The following is a 19,496-nucleotide window of genomic DNA, read 5'->3' on the forward strand; positions in this document are numbered from 1 at the left end:
CACAGACCCTGCGCCGCCGTTTTGCTTTAAGATATCCGCCCTTTTTCCGCCGTTCTTTTCACCCGGAGCTTCTCCATGACCACTCTTTCCCCGACCCTGGAGCTGGCCTGCGACCTGATTCGCCGTCCCTCGGTAACCCCCGTGGACGAAGGCTGCCAGGAGCTGATGATGCGCCGCCTGGGCGACGCCGGCTTTGCCGTCGAACGCATGCGCATCGAGGAAGTGGAGAACTTCTGGGCCAAGCGCAGCGGCACTTTGGGCACTGACGGTCCGGTGCTGTGCTTTGCCGGCCATACCGACGTGGTACCGACCGGCCCGCTGGAATCTTGGCAGTACCAGCCGTTCGACGTGCGCATCGATGCCGACGGCATGCTCTGCGGCCGCGGCGCGGCAGACATGAAGGGCAGCCTGGCATCGATGATCATCGCGGTGGAGCGCTTCGTCGCCGACCATCCGGACCACAAGGGCGCCATCGCCTTTCTGATCACCAGCGACGAGGAAGGCCCGGCCCAGCACGGCACCAAGGCGGTGGTCGAGCGCCTGCGCGAGCGCAACGAGCGTCTGGACTGGTGCATTGTCGGTGAGCCGTCCAGCACTACCTTGGTCGGCGACGTGGTCAAGAACGGCCGCCGCGGCTCGCTGGGCTGCACCCTGACCGTACGCGGCAAACAGGGCCACGTGGCCTACCCGCACCTGGCGAAGAACCCGATCCACCTGGCCGCGCCGGCTCTGGCCGAACTCGCCGCCGAGCACTGGGACAACGGCAACGCCTACTTCCCGCCGACCAGCTTCCAGGTGTCCAACCTCAATTCCGGCACCGGCGCCACCAACGTGATTCCGGGTGAACTGAAGGCGGTGTTCAACTTCCGCTTCTCCACCGAGTCCACCGTCGAAGGTCTGCAGCAGCGCGTCACCGCCATCCTCGACAAGCACGGACTGGACTACAGCCTGGACTGGGCCCTGTCCGGCCTGCCCTTCCTGACCCAGCCGGGCGAACTGCTCGACGCCGTAGCCGCCAGTATCAAGGCCGTCACCGGCCGCGAGACCGAGCCTTCGACTTCCGGCGGCACATCGGACGGCCGCTTTATCGCCACCCTGGGCACCCAGGTGGTCGAGCTGGGCCCGGTCAACGCCACCATCCACCAGATCAACGAGCGCATCCTGGCCAGCGACCTCGACCTGCTGACCGAGATCTACTACCAGACCCTGGTGAAACTGCTCGCATGAGTCTGATCTGTCCGATCTGCCAGGCACCGCTCGCCAGCGCCGATAACGGCCTGGCCTGCGCCAACCGGCACAGCTTCGACCGCGCGCGCCAGGGCTACTACAACCTGCTGCCGGTACAGCACAAGAAGAGCCTGGACCCGGGCGACAACGCCGCCATGGTCGAAGCACGCCGGCGCTTTCTCGGTGCCGGCCACTACGCGCCACTGGCCGAGCGGCTGGCCGAACTTGCCGGCGAGCGCACCCCAGGCGCCTGGCTCGACATCGGCTGCGGCGAAGGTTTCTACAGTGCCCGTCTGGCTCAGGCCCTGCCCGATGCCGAGGGCTACGCGCTGGATATTTCCAAGGAAGCGGTCAAGCGCGCCGCACGCCTGGCTCCACAGCTGACCTGGATGGTCGCCAGCATGGCCCGCCTGCCGCTGGAAACGGCCAGTCTGGACCTGATCGCCAGCGTTTTCAGCCCCATCGACTGGAACGAGGCTACCCGCGTGCTGCGCACAGGCGGCGGCATCCTGCGTCTGGGGCCAGCACGCGACCACCTGCTGGAGCTGCGTGAAAAGCTCTATGACGAGGTGCGCGAGTATCAGGACGACAAGCACCTGGCCGACCTGCCCCCCGGACTCAGCCTGGCCCACAGTGAACAACTGAGCTTCCGCCTGCCACTGGACAGCCGCCAGGCCCGCGAAGATCTGCTGTCGATGACCCCGCACGGCTGGCGGGTGAATGCCGAACGCCGCGAACAGGTGCTGGCCAAGGCCTTCGAAGTCACGGTCGCGGTACGCTACGATTGGATCGTCAACACCTCCTCCCCCGCCCAGGACTGAGCCATGCGCCAACCCGATATCGAGATTTACCTCAAGGACGCCGAGCTGGACGCCATCAGCGCCTGGCTGACCGCGGCTCTGGGTGACTGCGGCGAATGGCAACCACGTGGCCAGACCTTCAAGACCAGAGCCGGCGGGATTCCCGTCACCTGGCTGCCGAAAGCCGTGGGCAAGTGGCACAGCCTGCTGCTGGAGAGCGATGCCACCCCCTGGGCCACCGACCGTGACTGCGCCGAGGCGGCCTGCGCCGCCCTTGGCGTGGAAGTGCGCTGCGCCATCGGCGGCTGGGACGAGGACGAAAGCGACGAAGCCGCCGACCGATGGCTGCGCGTCACCAGCGAAGGCGTCAGCGAGATCACCTGGCGCACCGCCTGACCCCACGCCAGTCACCGCTGCTCCCTTGACCTGAATCAGGCCTGCCTGCGCTAAGGCCGCGCATCATCAGCAGACTGCCCAGTCACCGCTGGGCTATGCCGATGCCGATGCCGATGCCGATGCCGAGCCTATGGCCGGCCAGAACAGGGAGCTCGCCATGACCATGATGAAAGCCGCCGCCTTCATTGCCCCCGGCCGCATCGAACTGGTGGACAAGCCGATCCCGCCGGTCGGCCCCAACGACGCCCTGCTGCGCATCACCACAACCACCATCTGCGGTACCGATGTGCACATCCTCAAGGGTGAATACCCGGTGGCCACCGGCCTGACCGTGGGCCATGAGCCGGTGGGCATCATCGAAAAACTCGGCAGTAACGTGCAGGGCTATCAGGAAGGCCAGCGCGTCATTGCCGGCGCCATCTGCCCCAGCTTCACCTCCTACGCCTGTCAGGACGGCCATCCGGCCCAGGACGGCGGTTGCAGCTGCCACGGCTACAAGCCGATGGGTGGCTGGCGCTTCGGCAACACCATCGACGGCACCCAGGCCGAATACGTGCTGGTACCGGATGCTCAGGCCAACCTGGCGCCCGTGCCGGATGCCCTGAGCGACGAACAGGTGCTGATGTGCCCGGACATCATGTCCACCGGTTTTGCCGGAGCCGAGGCCGCCAACATCAAGATCGGCGACGTCGTCGCGGTATTTGCCCAAGGCCCGATCGGCCTGTGCGCCACCGCCGGCGCGAAGCTGCGCGGCGCCAGCAACATCATCGCCATCGACGGCGTTGATGCGCGCCTGGAGATCGCCCGGCAAATGGGCGCCGACGTTACCCTCAACTTCAACAAGGTCGACGTGGTCGAGGAAATCCTTCGCCTGACCGGCGGCCGCGGTGTGGATGCCGCCATCGAGGCACTCGGCCTGCAGAGCACCTTCGAGAACGCCCTGCGCGTGCTCAAGCCAGGCGGCACCCTTTCCAGCTTGGGCGTCTATTCCAGCGACCTGACCATTCCGCTGGGCGCCTTCCACGCAGGTCTGGGCGACAACAAGATCGTCACCTCGCTCTGCCCCGGCGGCAAGGAGCGCATGCGCCGCCTGATCAACATCGTCGCCTCCGGGCGCGTCGACCTCGGCTCGCTGGTGACCCACCAGTTCGCGCTGGACAATATCGTCGACGCCTATGACCTGTTCGCCCGCCAGCGCGACGGCGTGCTCAAGGTGGCGATCAAGCCCTTTGCCTGATTCCGCAATAAAAAAGCCCCGCACAGCGGGGCTTTTTCTGGAGCTGGCAATGGCTCAGAGCTTGGCCACGTCTTCGGCCTGCAGGCCCTTCTGGCCTTCGGTCACGGCGAACTCGACCTGCTGGCCTTCGTTCAGCGTGCGGTGACCGTCCCCGCGAATCGCGCGGAAGTGCACGAACACATCGGCACCGGTACTGCGCTGGATAAACCCGTACCCCTTGGCATCGTTGAACCATTTCACGGTGCCGACTTCACGCTCAGCCATTGGCCATCTCCACTACGAAATTGATCAGGTTCTGCCTCGCCCGGATAGCCCGGAGCCACGGGGCAAAAGCATTCTTGTTGTTGTCCTCCGATCGCCAGCACAGCTAGCCAGCGGTGTCGCAGGCCGAGTATAGGGAGAGCAGCAGCCCGCTGAAAAGCCCCTGCAAAAACCGCCAAGAGCACAGCTGGCGTGGCCTGCAGGTTTTTCTGCCAGGCAAAGAAAAGGGGCGAAGATTTGCATCTTCGCCCCTTTTCTCAGGCACGTTGCCGGCTTAAGCGCGGCGACGGCGCCACAGCCACAGCAGCAACACGCCGAAGGTCAGCAGCAACGGTACCAGCGCCACGTTGGCCAGCTTGAGCACACGGCCCAGCTCCTCGATATCGGCATTGAGCTGGTAACGCACCTCACGCAGCTCCTTGCGGATGCGCAGCTTCTCCTGCACGAACTGCTGCAGGGTGGCCTGCTGCTCGGGCGTCAGCTCCAGGCTCTTGGCCGGATCGTCATTCTTCTGCAGTTCGGCCAGTTTCTGCTCGGTGTCGGCCAGGCGCTTCTGCAGCACTTCCTCGCTCTCGCGGAACTTCACCTCGGCCTCGCGCTGCAGGTTCTCCACCACCTCGAACGGACGGGTGAAGCGACCACGCGAACGCACGCTGATCAGGGCCTCGCTGCCGGACAGGTTATCCAGCGCGTTGATCGCCAGGCCGGCGTTGTCCGCCCAGGGCTGCGGCAGACGCTGACCAAAGAAGTCCTGCACCTGCACCCACATGCGGTCGGTCAGCAGGTCGGTATCGGCCACCACCACCACGTTGATGCCGTCGGCCTGCTTCAGACCATCCTTGCGACCCTCGATGCCCTCGGGGAAGGCCGAAGCCGCCGGGCCGCTGATTCGGGCCGCCAGGGTATAGCGCTCACCCGTCGGGTTGAGGTCGCGCAGCAGTTCTTCCGGGTTGGCCAGCATGCCAAAGCGGTTGGCGTCAAAGGGCATGGCGTATTCAGAGCTCTGCAGCAGCGGCACCAGCTTGGTCTTGGCACCTTCCAGCGGTTCCAGAATACCCGGTGTGGCCAGGGTGACGTTTTCCAGCGCGCTGGTGATCACGTCACTCTGGTCCAGAGCACGCTTGGGCAGGTTTAGCCAGGCCACGTGGCGCACCGGGCGCTGCTCCTGACCAATGCCCACGGACATGGCGTAGGAGTGGTCGCCCAGCACCTTGCCCGGCACCAGACGCAGGCCCCAGGCCTTGAACAGCGGCTCCAGATCGGAAGCCTTGTCCGGCGCCTCGCCCGGCATGCCCATGCCGGTGTCGGCTTCGCTGAACGGGTCGACGAAGGCCAGCAGCTTGCCGCCACGCAGAACGAACTGATCGATGGCGTACAGCGTCTGCTCGGGCAAGTGCTTGGGATGAATCAGCAGCAGCACCGAGACTTTCTCCGGAATCTGGTCGATATCGGCCTTGAGAGTCTCAACCTTGAACAGCTGACGGATCTGCTCCATCACCATCCACGGCGGGGTCGGCTGGCGCTGCATCATGTCGAAGCCGCCATTGACCTGCAGACCCGAGAGCAGACCGACCACCGGCCGCTGCGGATTGGCCAGGCCCTGAATCAGGCGGCTCAGCTCGTACTCGAGGAACTCCTCCTGATCGAGCTGGAAGAACGGGATGATCTGGCTGTCCTTGGCCGCATTGGTACCGGCCAGACCGAAGTAGATCGAGTCGCCGCCTTCACGCAGCGGAATCGCCTGCAGACCGAACTCGGCGGCCTTGTCCTCGTCCTCGGAGAACGGCTCGGGGTCGACGATATGCAGCTTCAGCTTGCCGTCGGCCACCTGTTCGTAGGCCTTGAGCAGTTCTTCCACGCGCTTGGCGTAGTTGCGCAGGCCTACCAGATCACGGGCGGTCTTGTCCGAATAGAAGAAGTACAGCTCCACCGGTTCCTTCAGTTCGCCAAGAATCTGTTTGGTGCCGTCGGAGATGGTGTAGAGCTTCTGCTCGGTCAGGTCCAGACGCGCGCCGGTCAGGGTCAGCGCGCTGAAGCTGTTGAAGGCAAGAAAGGCCAGGGCGATCAGCAGCAGCCCGGCACTGGAATACATCAGTTTCTTCATGGTCAGTCAGCCTTCTTCAGATCAACCACCACCGCGGTGGCAGCCAGCCAGGCGGCAATCAGGGTGACGAAATACAGCAGGTCGCGCAGGTCGATCACGCCCTTGCTGATGGCTTCGAAGCGGGTCAGGAAGCTCAGCGAGGCAATCGCATCCAGCACCAGTTGCGGTGCCCAGGCGCTGAAGGCATCCAGCACCAGCGGGAAGCCGCTGACGATGAACAGGAAGCTCACCACCACGGCGAGGATGAAGGCAATCACCTGGTTCTTGGCCAGCGCCGACATGCACGAACCGATGGCCAGGAAACCGCCGGCCATCAGCCAGCTGCCCAGATAACCGGTGAAGATGGCGCCGTTGTCCGGCTGACCGAGGTAGTTGACCGTGATGATCATCGGGAAGGTCAGCAGCAGCGCAATGCCGGCGAACACCCAGGCAGCGAGGAACTTGCCGGTAACCGCTTCGAAGCGGGTGATCGGCAGGGTCATCAGCAGCTCGATGGAGCCGGACTTGCGCTCCTCCGCCCACAGGCGCATGGCAATGGCCGGCACCAGGAACAGGTAGAGCCAGGGGTGGAAGTTGAAGAACGGCTGCAGATCGGCCTGGTTACGCTCGAAGAAGCCGCCCAGATAGAAGGTGAACACCCCGGAAAGCACCAGGAAGATCACGATAAACACATAAGCCAGCGGAGTGGCGAAGTAACTGCCCAGCTCGCGCTTGAAGATCACCGACAACTGTTTCATTGCGCCGCTCCCCGGGTCAGCGTGCGGAACACTTCATCCAGACGTCCGCGTTCGACGTCCAGCTCCTTGATCGACCAGCCGCGCTCGCGGATCAGCTCGTTGACCGCGCTGAAGATCACCGCGCCCGGCTGGGCCAGCACGGTCAGGCTGTGCTCGCGCTCGTTGCGCTCGACCCCTGCCACGCCCGGCAGTGCAGCCAGCGCCGCTTCGTCGAGAGCATCGGCACCGACCAGGGTCACCGCCTGGTGGTAACGCGAACGGCTTTCCAGCTCGAACGGCGTGCCGTCGGCCACCAGTTTGCCGCCAGCAATGATCACCGCGCGGGTGCAGACGGCCGAGACTTCCTCGAGGATATGGGTGGAGATGATGACGATCTTGTCCTTGGCCAGGCCCTGGATCAGCTGGCGAACCTGATGTTTCTGGTTCGGGTCCAGGCCGTCGGTCGGCTCGTCGAGAATCAGTACCTGCGGATCATGGAGGATCGCCTGGGCCAGACCGACACGGCGCTTGAAGCCCTTGGACAGGGTCTCGATGCTCTGTTCCAGCACCGCTTCCAGCTCGACCTTGGCCGCCGCGCTGAGCACCTTCTCGCGCTTCTCGGCACCGCGGAAACCACGGACCTCGGCGATGAATTCGAGGAAGCCGCGGACCGTCATGTCGCCATAGCAGGGCGCGCCTTCAGGCAGATAACCGATCTGCTGCTGAGCCTTGAGGGTCTGTTTCTGGATATCGAAGCCGAGCACGCTGGCGCTGCCGGAAGTCGGGGCCAGGAAGCCGGTGAGCATTTTCATGGTGGTGGACTTGCCGGCGCCGTTGGGGCCGAGGAAGCCCAGCACCTCGCCGCGCTCGACGCGGAAGGACAGGCTGTCCACCGCAGTGTGCTGAGCAAATCGCTTGGTCAGATTTGTTATTTCGATCATGGTCTCTCGCCACTCCGGATAACCCGCCGCACCGCCTGCATGGCCGCGCGACCTGGGATTCAACGCCGCCGGACTATATGAGCACGGGCGGCGGCTATGCAAGACACTTGCAGCCTGTAAAAGTTGCAAAAGAAAACCGTAAATTCAGACAGTTAGCTGCGTTTTGCGGGCAAGCGGCGAATCCGGCACACTTAGCGCCCCTGAGCTTCGGCTATCCAGATCAGAATTCGTATGACCCGCTCCCCGCTTCGTCGCCTTGCCTTCGGTACCCTGCGCCGCCTGATGGCGCCCTTTGTGCGTTCCGAAACCATCAACCAGTCGTCCTTCACGCTGAAGATCGACCCGGCCCGACCGGTGTTCTACGTGCTGCAGCAGCCTTCGGCCAGCGACCTGGCGGTGGTCGATGCCGAGTGCCGCAAGGCCGGCCTGCCACGCCCAGTACTGCCGATGCCGATCAGCGGCCGCGAAGAGCCCATGGCCTTCTTCTACCTGACTCCGGCCCCCGGCTGGTTCGGCGGTCAGGACAAGCGCGGCATCTCGCCGACCCTGCAGCGTCTGGTGCAGTCGCTGGAGCTGAACAGCGAGGCCGAGGCGCAGATCATCCCGGTCAGCGTGTTCTGGGGCCTGTCGCCGGACAGCGAATCGAGCCCGTGGAAGCTGCTGTTCGCCGACAGCTGGGGCGTGACCGGGCGTCTGCGCAAGCTGTTCCGCATTCTGGTGCTGGGCCGCAAGACCCGCGTGCAGTTCGCCGAGCCCATCCAACTGCGCGAACTGGTCGACCAGAAGAAGGACGGCGAGCGCACCCTGCGCATGGTCCAGCGCATTCTGCGGGTGCACTTCCGCAACCAGAAGACGGCGGTGATCGGCCCCGACCTCTCGCACCGCCGCACCCTGGTCAAGGGTCTGGTGCATGCGCCGGGCGTGAAGGCGGCAATTGCCGAGGAGCTGACCCGCGAACCCAAGCTGGATCAGGCCAAAGCCGAAGCCCTGGCGCTCAAGTACGCCAACGAGATCGCCTCGGACTATTCCTACCCGGTAATCCGCTTCCTTGAGGTCGTTCTCTCCTGGTTCTGGAACAAGCTCTACGAGGGCATCCAGGTCAACAACATTGCCGGTGTGCAGGAAGCCGCGCACGGCCATGAGGTCATCTATGTGCCCTGCCACCGCAGCCACATCGACTATCTGGTGCTGTCCTACCTGCTGTTCACCAATGGCCTGACCCCGCCGCACATCGCCGCCGGGATCAACCTCAACATGCCGATTGTCGGCGGCATCCTGCGCCGCGGCGGTGCCTTCTTCATGCGCCGCACCTTCAAAGGCAACCCGCTTTACACCGCGGTATTCAACGAATACCTGCACACCCTCTTCACCCGTGGTTTCCCGGTGGAGTATTTCGTCGAGGGTGGCCGTTCGCGCACCGGGCGCATGCTGCAGCCCAAGACCGGCATGCTGGCCATCACCCTGCGCAGCTTTGCCCGCGACTCGCGCCTGCCGATCGTCTTCGTGCCCGTCTACATCGGTTACGAGCGCGTATTCGAAGGCCGCACCTACCTCGGCGAACTGCGCGGCGCGACCAAGAAGAAGGAGTCGCTGCTGGATCTGTTCAAGGTGCTCAGCGCCCTCAAGCAGCGTTTTGGCAAGGTCTCGGTGAATTTCGGCGAGCCGATCAAGCTGGCCGAATTCCTCGACCGCGAACAACCGGACTGGCGCACACCGCAGGCCGACCCGATGGCCCGCCCGGCCTGGCTGAGCCAGGCCAGCAACCGCCTGGCCGACGAAGTGGCCCGCCACCTCAACGACGCTGCGGCGGTCAATCCGGCCAACCTGGTGGCCCTGGCCCTGCTTTCCACCAGCCGCCTGGCGCTGGACGAACAGGCCCTGCTGCGCGTTCTCGACCTGTTCCTCGCCCTGCTGCGCCAGGTGCCCTACTCGCCCTATGCCACCCTGCCACAGGGCAACGCGGCCGAACTGATCGAATATGTGAAGAGTCTCAAGCTGGTCTCCGAACAGCAGGATGCCCTCGGCCGCATCCTCTATCTGGACGAGCAGAACGCGGTGCTGATGACCTACTACCGCAACAACATCCTGCACATCTTCGCCCTGCCGGCGCTGCTGGCGAGCTTCTTCCACAACACCGCGCGGATCAGCCGGACCCAGCTGCTGCGCTTTACCCGCGCCCTGTATCCGTACCTGCAGTCCGAGCTGTTCATGCGCTGGAAGCTGGAAGAACTCGATGGCGTGGTCGATCAGTGGCTGGCCAGCTTCGTCGAACTGGGCCTGCTGACCCGCGACGGCGACAGCTACGTGCGCCCGGAGCTCAGCTCGCGACAGTTTGTCCTGCTCAGCCTGCTGTCCAACACCATCGTGCAGACCCTGCAGCGCTTCTACATGGCCATCGCCCTGCTGCTCAAGCAGGGGCAGAACCAGCTGAGCGCCGAGGAGCTGGAAAATCTGTGCACGGTCATGGCCCAGCGCCTGTCGATCCTGCATGGCCTGAACGCGCCGGAGTTCTTCGACAAGAGCCTGTTCCGCCACTTCATCCAGAGCCTGCTGGAGCAGAAGGTGCTTGCCCAGGACGAAGCCGGCAAGCTCGGCTACCACGAAGGGCTGGGCGAGCTGGTCGAAGGCGCCGCGCAGCGCGTGCTGCCGGCCGAAGTGCGCCTGTCGATCCAGCAGGTCACGGTGGAAGGGCCTGCCGAACAGGCTGCCAAAAACGACTGACTGTGGCACTTTGTCGGGGTGAAGCCGGTCCAATCCGGCACACCCCAACAAGGATGCCCGATGAACCGTCTGCTCGCTTTCTTTGCCGCCCCCTTGCTGGCCGCCGGCCTGCTCAGTGCCTGCGCCAGCCAGGCGCCCACCGCCAGCGTCACAGGCGAGGTGTTCTACCTGCAGCGCATGGCCCTGCCACCGCAGGCCGTGCTGAGCGTCACCCTGCAGGACGTTGCCCTGGCCGATGCTCCCTCCATCGAGCTGGCCCGCCAGCAGGGGCCGGTGAACGGCCAGGTGCCTCTGCCCTTCCGGCTCGACTACAACCCGCAGCAGGTTGACCCACGCCACCGTTACAGCGTCAGCGCGCGGATCGAGCTGGATGGCCGCCAGCTGTTCATCAGCACCCAGCATTACGGCGTCAAGCTCGACGGCAGCGATCAACCGCTGCGCATCAGGCTCGACCCGGCTCGCTAACCCCTTACTGCCACCTCGAAGGAATCGTCATGCGCAAACTCACTCTCCTCGCCGCCGGCCTGCTGTTTGCCGGCGCCAGCCACGCCCTGTCGCTGGCCGATCTCAGCCAGCAGGACGCCACCGGCGGCCTCAAGGATGCCCTCAGCCAGGGCGCCAAACTCGCCGTGCAGCAACTGGGCAAACCCGGCGGTTTCAGCAACGACCCGGATGTGCGCATCGAGCTGCCCGGCAAGCTCGGCCAGGCCACCAGCGCCCTGAAGATGATGGGTATGGGCAAGCAGGTCGAACAGCTGGAAACCAGCATGAACCTGGCTGCCGAGGCGGCCGTGCCGCAGGCCCAGGCCATCCTCATCGACGCGGTCAAACAGATGAGCGTGCAGGACGCCAAGGGCATCCTCAGCGGCCCGAATGATGCCGCCACCCAGTACCTGAACAAGACCAGCCGCGAGCAGATCCGCGCCAAGTTCCTGCCCATCGTCAAGCAGGCTACCGCCAAGGTCGGCGTCGCCCAGCAATACAACGCCCTCGCCGGCCAGGCCGCCAGCCTCGGCGTGCTCGATGCCAAGAGCGCCAATGTCGAAGGCTATGTCACCGAGCAGGCGCTGAACGGCCTGTTTGCGATCATCGCCGAGCAGGAGGCCGGCATCCGTGAAAACCCGGCCGGCGCCGCTACCAGCCTGGCCAAGAAGGTATTTGGCGCGCTGTAAGCGCTACCCATAAAAAAGCCCGGCCTAGGCCGGGCTTTTTTATGCCGGAGCGATCAGCGCTCCACTTCCTTGACCCGGAACCACGCCGCATAGAGCGCCGGCAGGAACAGCAGGGTCAGTGCAGTAGCGACGATCAGGCCACCCATGATGGCCACTGCCATCGGGCCGAAGAACACGCTGCGCGACAGCGGGATCATCGCCAGCACGGCGGCCAGAGCGGTCAGCACGATCGGGCGGAAACGCCGCACGGTGGCTTCGATGATGGCGTGCCAGCGATCCAGACCGCTGGCGATATCCTGCTCGATCTGGTCGACCAGAATCACCGAGTTGCGCATGATCATCCCCGCCAGGGCGATGGTGCCGAGCATGGCCACAAAGCCGAACGGCTGCTGGAACACCAGGAGGAACAGGGTCACGCCGATCAGGCCCAGCGGCGCGGTGACGAACACCATGGCCGTGCGCGAGAAGCTCTTGAGCTGCAGCATCAGCAGCGTCAGCACCACCACGATGAACAGCGGTACACCGGCATTGACGGATTTCTGTCCACGCGACGAATCCTCCACGGTGCCGCCGACGTCCAGCAGGTAGCCATCCGGCAGCTGGGCGCGGATCGGCTCTAGGGTCGGCATGATCTGCTGCACCACACTGGCCGGCAGCGCCTTGTCGTAGATATCGGCGCGCACCGTCACATTGGGCAGACGATTGCGGTGCCAGATGATGCCTTCCTCGAAGCCGTACTCGAGAGTGGCCACCTGCGACAGCGCCACACTCTTGCCGTTATCGGTCGGCACCGCCAGGCTCGGCAGCAGGCCCAGCTCCTGACGCTCGCGCACGGTGCCGCGCAACTGGATGTCGATCAGTTCGTTACCTTCACGGAACTGGCTGACCACCTGACCGGAAAGCGAGCTCTGCAGGAACTGCGACAGGTTGGCGGTGCTCACGCCCAGGGCGCGGGCACGGTCCTGATCGATGTTCAGACGCACCACCTTGCTCGGCTCTTCCCAGTCCAGGTGCACGTTCACCACATGAGGGTTGTCACGCACCTTGTCGGCCACCTGACGGGCCAGCGCGCGGACTTCATCGATGTGCTCGCCGGACACACGGAACTGCACCGGATAGCCCACGGGCGGGCCGTTCTCCAGACGCGACACCCGCGAACGCAAGCTCGGGAACTGCTCGCCCATCACGCCGATCAGCCACTCGCGCACCGCTTCACGGTCCTTGATGCTCTTGGTCAGCACCACGAACTGGGCAAAGCTGGCGGCCGGCAACTGCTGGTCTAGCGGCAGGTAGAAGCGCGGCGAACCGGTTCCCACGTAGGCCACGTAGTTGTCGATACCCTCATGCTCCTGGAGCATTTTCTCCAGGCGCGCCACCTGAGCCTCGGTGGCCTTGAGCGAGGCGCCCTCATTGAGTTTGAGGTCGACCATGATCTCCAGACGCCCGGAAGCCGGGAAGAACTGTTGCGGCACGAAGCGGAACAGCAGCACCGAGGCAATGAAAGCCCCCACGGTGAGCATGATCACCAGACGGCGACGGCGCACGCACCACTCCACGACCTCGCGCACGCGGCGGTAGAACGGCGTGCCGTAAGGGTCCTGACCATGACCGTGCTTGGCCGCGTGCAGCTTGGCCAGATCCGGCAGCAGGCGGTCCCCCAGATAGGGAACGAAGACCACGGCAGCGATCCACGACACCACCAGGGCAATGGTCACTACCTGGAAGATCGAGCGGGTGTACTCGCCGGTGCCGGACTGCGCGGTGGCAATCGGCAGGAAGCCGGCGGCGGTAATCAGGGTGCCGGTGAGCATGGGGAAGGCCGTGCTGGTCCAGGCATAACTGGCCGCCTTGAGGCGGTCGTAGCCCTGCTCCATCTTGATTGCCATCATCTCCACGGCAATGATCGCGTCGTCCACCAGCAGGCCCAGCGCCAGCACCAGCGCGCCCAGGGATATCTTGTGCAGACCGATGCCGAAGTAATGCATGGCGGCAAAAGTCATCGCCAGCACCAGCGGAATCGACAGCGCCACCACCAGACCGGTGCGCATGCCCAGGGAGAAGAAGCTCACCAGCAGCACGATGATCAGGGCTTCAGTGAGCACGCGGACAAACTCGCCAACACCGGTTTTCACCGCCGCCGGCTGGTCGGAAACCTTGCGCAGCTGCAGACCGGCCGGCAGGTTTTCCTGCAGGCGGGCGAACTCGGCTTCCAGGGCTTCACCCAGCACCAGAATGTCGCCGCCGGTCTTCATCGACACGGCAATGCCGATGGCATCCTGGCCCATGAAGCGCATGCGCGGCGCGGGCGGATCGTTGAAGCTGCGGCTCACCTCGGCCACATCGGCCAGACGGAAGGTGCGGTCACCGACGCGGATGGGGAACTCGCGGATTTCCTCGACGGTCTTGAAGCTGCCACTCACCCGCAGCCGCACGCGGTCCGAGGGAGTTTCGAAGAAGCCGGCAGACGCCACCGCGTTCTGCTCCTCCAGCGCCTTCTGCACCGCCGCCATGGGCAGACCGAGAGTGGCCGCCTTGACGTTGGACAGCTCGATCCACACCTTCTCGTCCTGCAAGCCAATCAGCTCGACCTTGCCGACGTCCTTGACCCGCTGCAGCTGCAGCTGCACCCGGTCGGCGTAGTCCTTCATCACCGCATAGTCGAAACCTTCGCCGGTGAGAGCGTAGATATTGCCGAAGGTGGTGCCGAATTCGTCATTGAAGAACGGCCCCTGGATACCCTGAGGCAAGGTATGGCGGATGTCGCTGACCTTCTTGCGCACCTGATACCAGAGGTCCGGAATCTCGTTGGAGTGCATCGAGTCACGGGCGATGAAGGTCACCTGGGACTCACCCGGACGGGAGAAGGAGACGATCTTGTCGAAGTCGCCGGTCTCCATCAGCTTCTTCTCGATGCGTTCGGTGATCTGCCGCGAGACTTCCTCGGCACTGGCGCCCGGCCAGTTGGTCTTGATCACCATGGCCTTGAAGGTAAAGGGCGGGTCTTCGCTCTGGCCCAGCTTGGTATAGGAAATGGCCCCGATGATGCCCAGGAGGATCATGAGGTACAGGACGATCTGGCGGTTTTTGAGCGCCCAGGCGGAAAGGTTGAAGCCCACGAGCCTTACTCCCCGGCAACCAGTTGGACGTTGCGGTTGTCGCGGTCAACCGGACGCACCTTCTGCCCTTCACGCAGCACCTGGACACCGGCGGCGACCACCCAGTCGCCTGGGCTCAGACCTTCCAGCACCGGCACGCGCTCTTCGCCATAGGCTCCGACCTTCACCATCACGCGCTTGAGACTGGAGGTTTTCGGATCCACCACCCAGACGTAGGGCTGGCCCTTCTCGGCGGTCAGCGCCGACAGCGGCACCGACAGCGGCACATGTTCACCGGAGCGGATGAACACCCGCGCGCTCTGGCCCAGCTCGGCCGGTACCTTGGCCTCGCTGAAGGCGACACGGGCAGCGAAGGTCCGCGACAACGGGTCAGCGGCAGGCGACAGTTCACGAACCAGCCCAGCATAGCGCTTGCCCGGCTGCGACCAGAGTTCAACCGCTACCACCTGGCCGATCTTGAAGCGCTCGATGGCATGCTCCGGCAGGCTGATCACCACCTCGCGGTCACCATCGGCGGCCAGGGTGAACACCTGCTGACCGGCAGCCACTACCTGACCGACCTCGGCCTTGCGAGCAGCAATCACGCCATTCTGCGAGGCGCGCAGCACGGCATAACCGGCCTGATTACTGGCAACGTTGTATTCGGCCCTGACCTGCTTTAGGCGTGCCTCGCCGGCGCGGTAGAGGTTTTCGGCATTGTCATACTGCGAGCGGCTGACCATCTGCCGGGCCAGCAGCGTCTTGTAACGGTCGCGCTCGGCACGCACCAGTTGCAGGTTGGCCTCAGCGGCGGCGACCTGCGCACGGATGGCCTCCAGCTGCAGACGGACGTCCTCGGGGTCCAGCTCGGCCAGCGGCTGGTCCTTCTTCACGCGCTCGCCCACTTCGACCAGACGCTTGCTGATCTTGCCGGCAATGCGGAAAGCCAGTTCCGGCTCCAGCCGCGCACGCACCTCGCCCGGGTAGGTGTCCACCGCATCCCCTGCCGGAATCGGCTGCACCACCAGCGCCGGACGTGCAGGGGGCTCGACTTTATCGCCGCCGCCACAGGCGGTCAGACTGGCAATCAGGAGAAACGGCAGGGCAACAGGCAAGGCTCGACGCAACATGATGGTGACCTTTTCACAAACAAGGTTTTGAATATTTATACTGCCGGGTATAGTAAAAATAGCAAACTCACCAGTCCAGTATTTCCTAGAAAATGTCTGACAAAAGATTGCCGAGTACCGGCCCGGGTCGTCCGAAGGATCAAGCCAAGCGATTGGCCATCCTCGAAGCGGCAAAAACCCTGTTCATGCGCAATGGCTATGAAGGCAGCAGTATGGACGCCATCGCCGCTGAAGCCGGGGTTTCCAAGCTGACGGTGTACAACCACTTCACCGACAAGGAGACGCTGTTCTCGGCCGCGGTGAAGTCCAAGTGCGAGGAGCAGCTGCCCGAGCTGTTCTTCGACCTGCCGGACGGCGCGTCACTGGAAAAGGTGCTGCTGAATATCGGTCGCGGCTTCGTACAGCTGGTCAACAGCCGCGAATCCATCGAGCTGCTGCGGGTCATGGTGACCCTGGCCACCACCGACCCGACTCTCGGCCAGCTGTTCTTCAACGCCGGCCCGCAGCGCGTGCTGCATGAACTCGAAGGCCTGCTGCGCAAGGCCGACAGTCAGGGCAAGTTGCGCATCGACAACCCACACAACGCCGCCGAGCACTTCCTCAGCCTGCTCAAGGGCGGCTGCAATTTCCGCCTGCTGGTGGGCTGCTGCAACGCACCGACCGCCGAGGAAGAGGCCAGCCATGTGGCCGAGGTTGTGCAGCTGTTCCTGCGCGCTTACCGCACCGGCCCCTGATCAGGCCTTGAGCGCCTTCTTCGGGTAGATGTCGTAACGACTGGATTTACCCTCCAGCACATAGCCCGGCTTGCTGCCTTCGATGGCCGGCGCCTTGCGCGGGCGCTTGACCACCACCCGGTGGCTGGCCAGTTGCAGGGCGGCCGACAGTAACTCCGGGGCATCCAGATCATCACCGACAAAGGGCCGGAACAGGCGCATCTCCTTCTTCACCAGCGCGCTCTTGTCGCGATGGGGAAACATGGGGTCAAGGTAGATCACCTGCGGCGCCTCGCCCTGCCACTGCTGCATCAGCGCGATGGCATTGCCGCACAACAGGCGCATGCGCGCGGCAATCGGCGCCACCTCGGCATCACGCTGAGCGCGGGCCAGGCCGTCTTCGAGCAGGGCGGCGATCAGCGGTTGGCGCTCGATCAGAGTCATCTCGCAGCCCAGACTGGCCAGCACGAAGGCATCGCGACCGAGACCGGCCGTGGCATCCAGCACCGCCGGCCGCACACCGGACTGCACCCCCACGGCCTTGGCGATCATCTGCCCACTGCCACCGCCAAACTGGCGCCGGTGTGCCACCGCGCCCTCGACAAAGTCCACCCGTACCGGACCCGGCGCCCCAGGGCCGAGTTCCAGTAGCTGCAGGCCGGCCTCGCCCAGCTGCAGGGCGAAATCGGCCTCGCCCTGCAGTCTCAGCCCCAGGCGCAGCGCCCATTGCCGGGCCGCCTGATCGTGCTGGGGCGCCAGGGAATCCATGCGCAGCGAAGCCGCCTGCCGTTCGTCGCTCATCTCTGCCATCTGCTCAAAAAACACTCAAAAAAAGCCATGCCCAGCCGATGACCAGACCAATGCGGCGCAATTGTGCCAGAGCCACCAGCAGGACACGCCATGTTTGATGTCACTCACGCCCCGCGCAGCACCCAGGCAAGTCCGGCGCGCGACCTGCAGAGCAGCCTGGATCAGGCCGTTGCCGAATCTATCGACTACCAGATCTTGCGCCGTACCCTGATGCCGGATGCCGAGCCGGTGGAGCCCGTCGCCGTCGAAAGCGCCGAGGCGGCCAGCGTCAGTCTGGACGGAGAACTGCCGGCCGCCGCCACCGAGGCAGTGGTGCGGGCAGAACAAACCCTGGAGCAACGCTCTCTGGAGCTGAATGTCAGCAGCGAGCCGCCCAAGCAGAGCGACCCGCTGGTGCTCGACCTGGCCAGCAACGGCCTGCGCACCCGTGGTCTTCTGGACGCTGTGAGCTTCGATCTGGATGCCGATGGACGCCGCGATCGGATCAGCGCCCCGGCTGGCGACGATGCCCTGCTCGCCCTCGACCGCAATGGCAACGGCCGCATCGACGACGGCCGCGAGCTGTTCGGTGACCAGAACGGCGCCGCCAACGGCTTTGCCGAACTGGCCCGCTACGACGACAACCGCGACGGCCAGATCGACCAACTGGATGCGGTGTTCAGCCGCCTCAGCCTGCTGCGTTTCAGCCAGGGCGGCCAACAGCAGCAGATCAGTCTGCAACAGGCGGGGGTCAGCAGTATCAGCCTGAACAGCCGCGACACCGACCTGGCGCTGGGCGCCTACGACCGCATCGCCCAACTGGGCAGTTTCAATTTCAGCGACGGCCGCCAGGGGCTGGCTGCCGACCTGTTGCTGGCCCAGCGCTAGCAGGCACTTAGCCGACGGCTATAGCAGCGCCAGCTGATCTTGCCGCGCTCCCGGCAGCTCGGGCAAATCCACCAGGCCCGGCAAGCGCTGCTGCAGCTGCCGATGAAACAGGCAGGCCAGTTCCGGGGCGCGGTGGTTATCCGGGGTATGCAGGAACACGTGTGGCTGCTTGTCCGCCTCTATCCACTGCGCGACCTTGTCCAGCCAGGGCTGCAGAAACGGCAGACTGGCCTCCAGCAGCGGATGGCCGATGAAGCGCAACTGGGGGAACTCGCTGAATGCCGCCGGGCGCAGCGGCAGGCGCGGCTTCTTGCTCTGGGCATGGCGGATGGCCGGACTGTCATCCGTGCAACTGAACAGCGCCCGTGAATCCAGACAGATACGCTCGACGCCGCGCTCCAGCAGCAGCCGGTTAAGCGCTCGCTCGGACTCGCCACGGTCGAAGAACTGCGCATGGCGCACCTCGACCGCCACCGGCCGGGCGCCCAGCTGCTCCAGCAAGTACGCCAGCTCGCTCAGACGTGAAGGACCGAAACTGGCCGGCAGTTGCAGCCACAACGGAGCCACCCGTTCGCCCAGCGGCGCAAGCAATTGCAGGAAATCGGCAAGAGCTGCGTCCTGCTCGAACAGGCTCAGGCTGTGACTGATCTCGCGCGGTAGCTTGGCGCAGAAATGAAAGTGCGCAGGCATCTGCCCGGCCCAGCGCGACAGGGTCGCCGGCGCCGGGCGGGCATAGAAGGTGGTGTTGCCCTCGACCGCATTGAAGACCTGACAGTAGGTCGCCAGGCTCGCCGCTGCCGGCATGTCGGCGGGATACAGCGAACCGCGCCAGGCGGCCTCGCTCCACGACGGGCAGCCAAGAAAATACGGCAGCATCAGGCGTACAGATCGAGCCCGAGCACTTCCGGCGCATCGGTATCGCGTACCAGATTGGCGGTGCTGGTGTAACTGGCCAGCGCCTGGCCTACCCGGCCGCCAACCGGCTGCTGGTAGGCATAAGCCTGGCTGCGCGCGGGCAGGTTCTCACTGCCGGCAGTGCTGGCCTGCACCTTACGGGGCTGCGGGAGTGCCTCGAAACCCTGACTGGCGGACGGACTGGCCGGTACATCGCCGCGCAGCTCCACCTCGCGCTGACTCTCGCGCAGGGCCGTACTCGCCGCCCCGGGACGGGGGCTGCGTTCGGCGCTGTAGCCTTGCAGTGGCGAGTCGATACGCATGACGGTTATAACAACCTCGGGGTGGTCAGGAAAATCTAGTCAAGGCACGCACGACTGACAATCGGCAGATGACAGCCGGCCAACCTCAC

Annotated in this window: 18 protein-coding genes; 9 read left to right on the forward strand and 9 right to left on the reverse strand. The window is 64.7% G+C overall.

What is annotated here, in order from left to right; translation table 11 throughout:
• Positions 1–75: 75 nt before the first annotated feature.
• The 4 genes from dapE to CK486_RS06665 all read left to right on the forward strand — a co-directional run bounded on the left by dapE (position 76) and on the right by CK486_RS06665 (position 3,660).
• On the forward strand, positions 76–1,227 hold the full coding sequence (dapE, locus tag CK486_RS06650; protein ID WP_095939495.1) for a succinyl-diaminopimelate desuccinylase: 1,152 nt from the start codon (positions 76–78) through the stop codon (positions 1,225–1,227).
• Complete coding sequence (locus CK486_RS06655; RefSeq protein ID WP_095939496.1) at positions 1,224–2,048, forward strand: putative RNA methyltransferase; 825 nt, start codon at positions 1,224–1,226, stop codon at positions 2,046–2,048. The genes dapE and CK486_RS06655 overlap by 4 nt, the downstream gene beginning before the upstream one ends.
• A 3-nt stretch (positions 2,049–2,051) precedes the next feature.
• Positions 2,052–2,423 carry a hypothetical protein gene (locus tag CK486_RS06660; protein WP_095939497.1) on the forward strand — a complete coding sequence of 124 codons (372 nt, stop codon included), beginning with the start codon at positions 2,052–2,054 and terminating at the stop codon, positions 2,421–2,423.
• A 157-nt stretch (positions 2,424–2,580) separates the two neighbouring features.
• Positions 2,581–3,660 (forward strand): NAD(P)-dependent alcohol dehydrogenase, encoded by a 1,080-nt coding sequence (locus tag CK486_RS06665; RefSeq protein WP_095939498.1) that lies wholly within the window; start codon positions 2,581–2,583, stop codon positions 3,658–3,660.
• Between the two features lie 54 nt (positions 3,661–3,714).
• Here the strand turns inward: CK486_RS06665 and CK486_RS06670 are convergent, their stop codons facing one another.
• The 4 genes from CK486_RS06670 to CK486_RS06685 form a co-directional block, all read right to left on the reverse strand.
• On the reverse strand, positions 3,715–3,924 hold the full coding sequence (locus tag CK486_RS06670; RefSeq protein WP_095939499.1) for a cold-shock protein: 210 nt from the start codon (positions 3,922–3,924) through the stop codon (positions 3,715–3,717).
• A gap of 271 nt (positions 3,925–4,195) precedes the next feature.
• Positions 4,196–6,025, reverse strand: coding sequence for a Gldg family protein (locus CK486_RS06675; protein ID WP_095939500.1), 1,830 nt, complete (start codon positions 6,023–6,025; stop codon positions 4,196–4,198).
• 2 nt (positions 6,026–6,027) lie between these two features.
• Positions 6,028–6,762: an ABC transporter permease subunit gene (locus tag CK486_RS06680; RefSeq protein WP_095939501.1), complete on the reverse strand. Its 735-nt coding sequence runs from the start codon at positions 6,760–6,762 to the stop codon at positions 6,028–6,030.
• Positions 6,759–7,682, reverse strand: a complete 924-nt coding sequence (locus CK486_RS06685) for an ABC transporter ATP-binding protein (RefSeq protein WP_095939502.1) — start codon at positions 7,680–7,682, stop codon at positions 6,759–6,761. The genes CK486_RS06680 and CK486_RS06685 overlap by 4 nt, the downstream gene beginning before the upstream one ends.
• Before the next feature lie 231 nt (positions 7,683–7,913).
• On the opposite strand from CK486_RS06685, the gene plsB reads away from it, so the two are divergent.
• From plsB to CK486_RS06700, 3 genes are read left to right on the forward strand one after another with little or no spacing between them, the layout of a single operon-like run.
• Positions 7,914–10,403 carry a glycerol-3-phosphate 1-O-acyltransferase PlsB gene (gene plsB, locus CK486_RS06690; RefSeq protein ID WP_095939503.1) on the forward strand — a complete coding sequence of 830 codons (2,490 nt, stop codon included), beginning with the start codon at positions 7,914–7,916 and terminating at the stop codon, positions 10,401–10,403.
• Between the two features lie 60 nt (positions 10,404–10,463).
• Positions 10,464–10,868, forward strand: coding sequence for a YbaY family lipoprotein (locus tag CK486_RS06695; protein WP_095939504.1), 405 nt, complete (start codon positions 10,464–10,466; stop codon positions 10,866–10,868).
• 29 nt (positions 10,869–10,897) lie between these two features.
• Positions 10,898–11,575 (forward strand): DUF4197 domain-containing protein, encoded by a 678-nt coding sequence (locus tag CK486_RS06700; RefSeq protein WP_095939505.1) that lies wholly within the window; start codon positions 10,898–10,900, stop codon positions 11,573–11,575.
• Positions 11,576–11,628: 53 nt separating this feature from the next.
• Here the strand turns inward: CK486_RS06700 and CK486_RS06705 are convergent, their stop codons facing one another.
• Together CK486_RS06705 and CK486_RS06710 are read right to left on the reverse strand one after the other, a co-directional pair.
• A complete protein-coding gene (locus tag CK486_RS06705; protein WP_095939506.1) occupies positions 11,629–14,691 on the reverse strand; it encodes an efflux RND transporter permease subunit in 3,063 nt (1,020 codons plus the stop codon).
• Positions 14,692–14,696: 5 nt separating this feature from the next.
• Positions 14,697–15,800 (reverse strand): efflux RND transporter periplasmic adaptor subunit, encoded by a 1,104-nt coding sequence (locus CK486_RS06710; RefSeq protein ID WP_095939507.1) that lies wholly within the window; start codon positions 15,798–15,800, stop codon positions 14,697–14,699.
• 92 nt (positions 15,801–15,892) lie between these two features.
• Here CK486_RS06710 and CK486_RS06715 point away from each other — a divergent pair, with 92 nt between their 5' ends.
• The gene (locus CK486_RS06715; RefSeq protein WP_095939508.1) at positions 15,893–16,534 is read left to right on the forward strand and encodes a TetR/AcrR family transcriptional regulator; all 642 of its coding nucleotides are present in this window, start codon (positions 15,893–15,895) and stop codon (positions 16,532–16,534) included.
• Here CK486_RS06715 and CK486_RS06720 read toward each other — a convergent pair whose 3' ends face one another.
• Entirely contained in the window at positions 16,535–17,281 is a 747-nt protein-coding gene (locus tag CK486_RS06720) for a class I SAM-dependent methyltransferase (RefSeq protein ID WP_371915488.1), read from the reverse strand.
• Positions 17,282–17,413: 132 nt separating this feature from the next.
• Here CK486_RS06720 and CK486_RS06725 point away from each other — a divergent pair, with 132 nt between their 5' ends.
• On the forward strand, positions 17,414–18,190 hold the full coding sequence (locus CK486_RS06725) for a hypothetical protein (RefSeq protein WP_141248890.1): 777 nt from the start codon (positions 17,414–17,416) through the stop codon (positions 18,188–18,190).
• A gap of 18 nt (positions 18,191–18,208) precedes the next feature.
• On the opposite strand, the gene CK486_RS06730 is transcribed toward CK486_RS06725, so the two are convergent.
• Both CK486_RS06730 and CK486_RS06735 read right to left on the reverse strand, forming a co-directional pair.
• A complete protein-coding gene (locus CK486_RS06730; RefSeq protein WP_095939510.1) occupies positions 18,209–19,066 on the reverse strand; it encodes a DUF72 domain-containing protein in 858 nt (285 codons plus the stop codon).
• Positions 19,066–19,407: a hypothetical protein gene (locus CK486_RS06735; RefSeq protein WP_095939511.1), complete on the reverse strand. Its 342-nt coding sequence runs from the start codon at positions 19,405–19,407 to the stop codon at positions 19,066–19,068. Before CK486_RS06735 ends, CK486_RS06730 begins: the two co-directional genes overlap by 1 nt.
• Positions 19,408–19,496 lie beyond the last annotated feature (89 nt).

The sequence above is a fragment of the Pseudomonas sp. HAR-UPW-AIA-41 genome (assembly GCF_002304225.1).
Lineage (GTDB): Bacteria > Pseudomonadota > Gammaproteobacteria > Pseudomonadales > Pseudomonadaceae > Aquipseudomonas.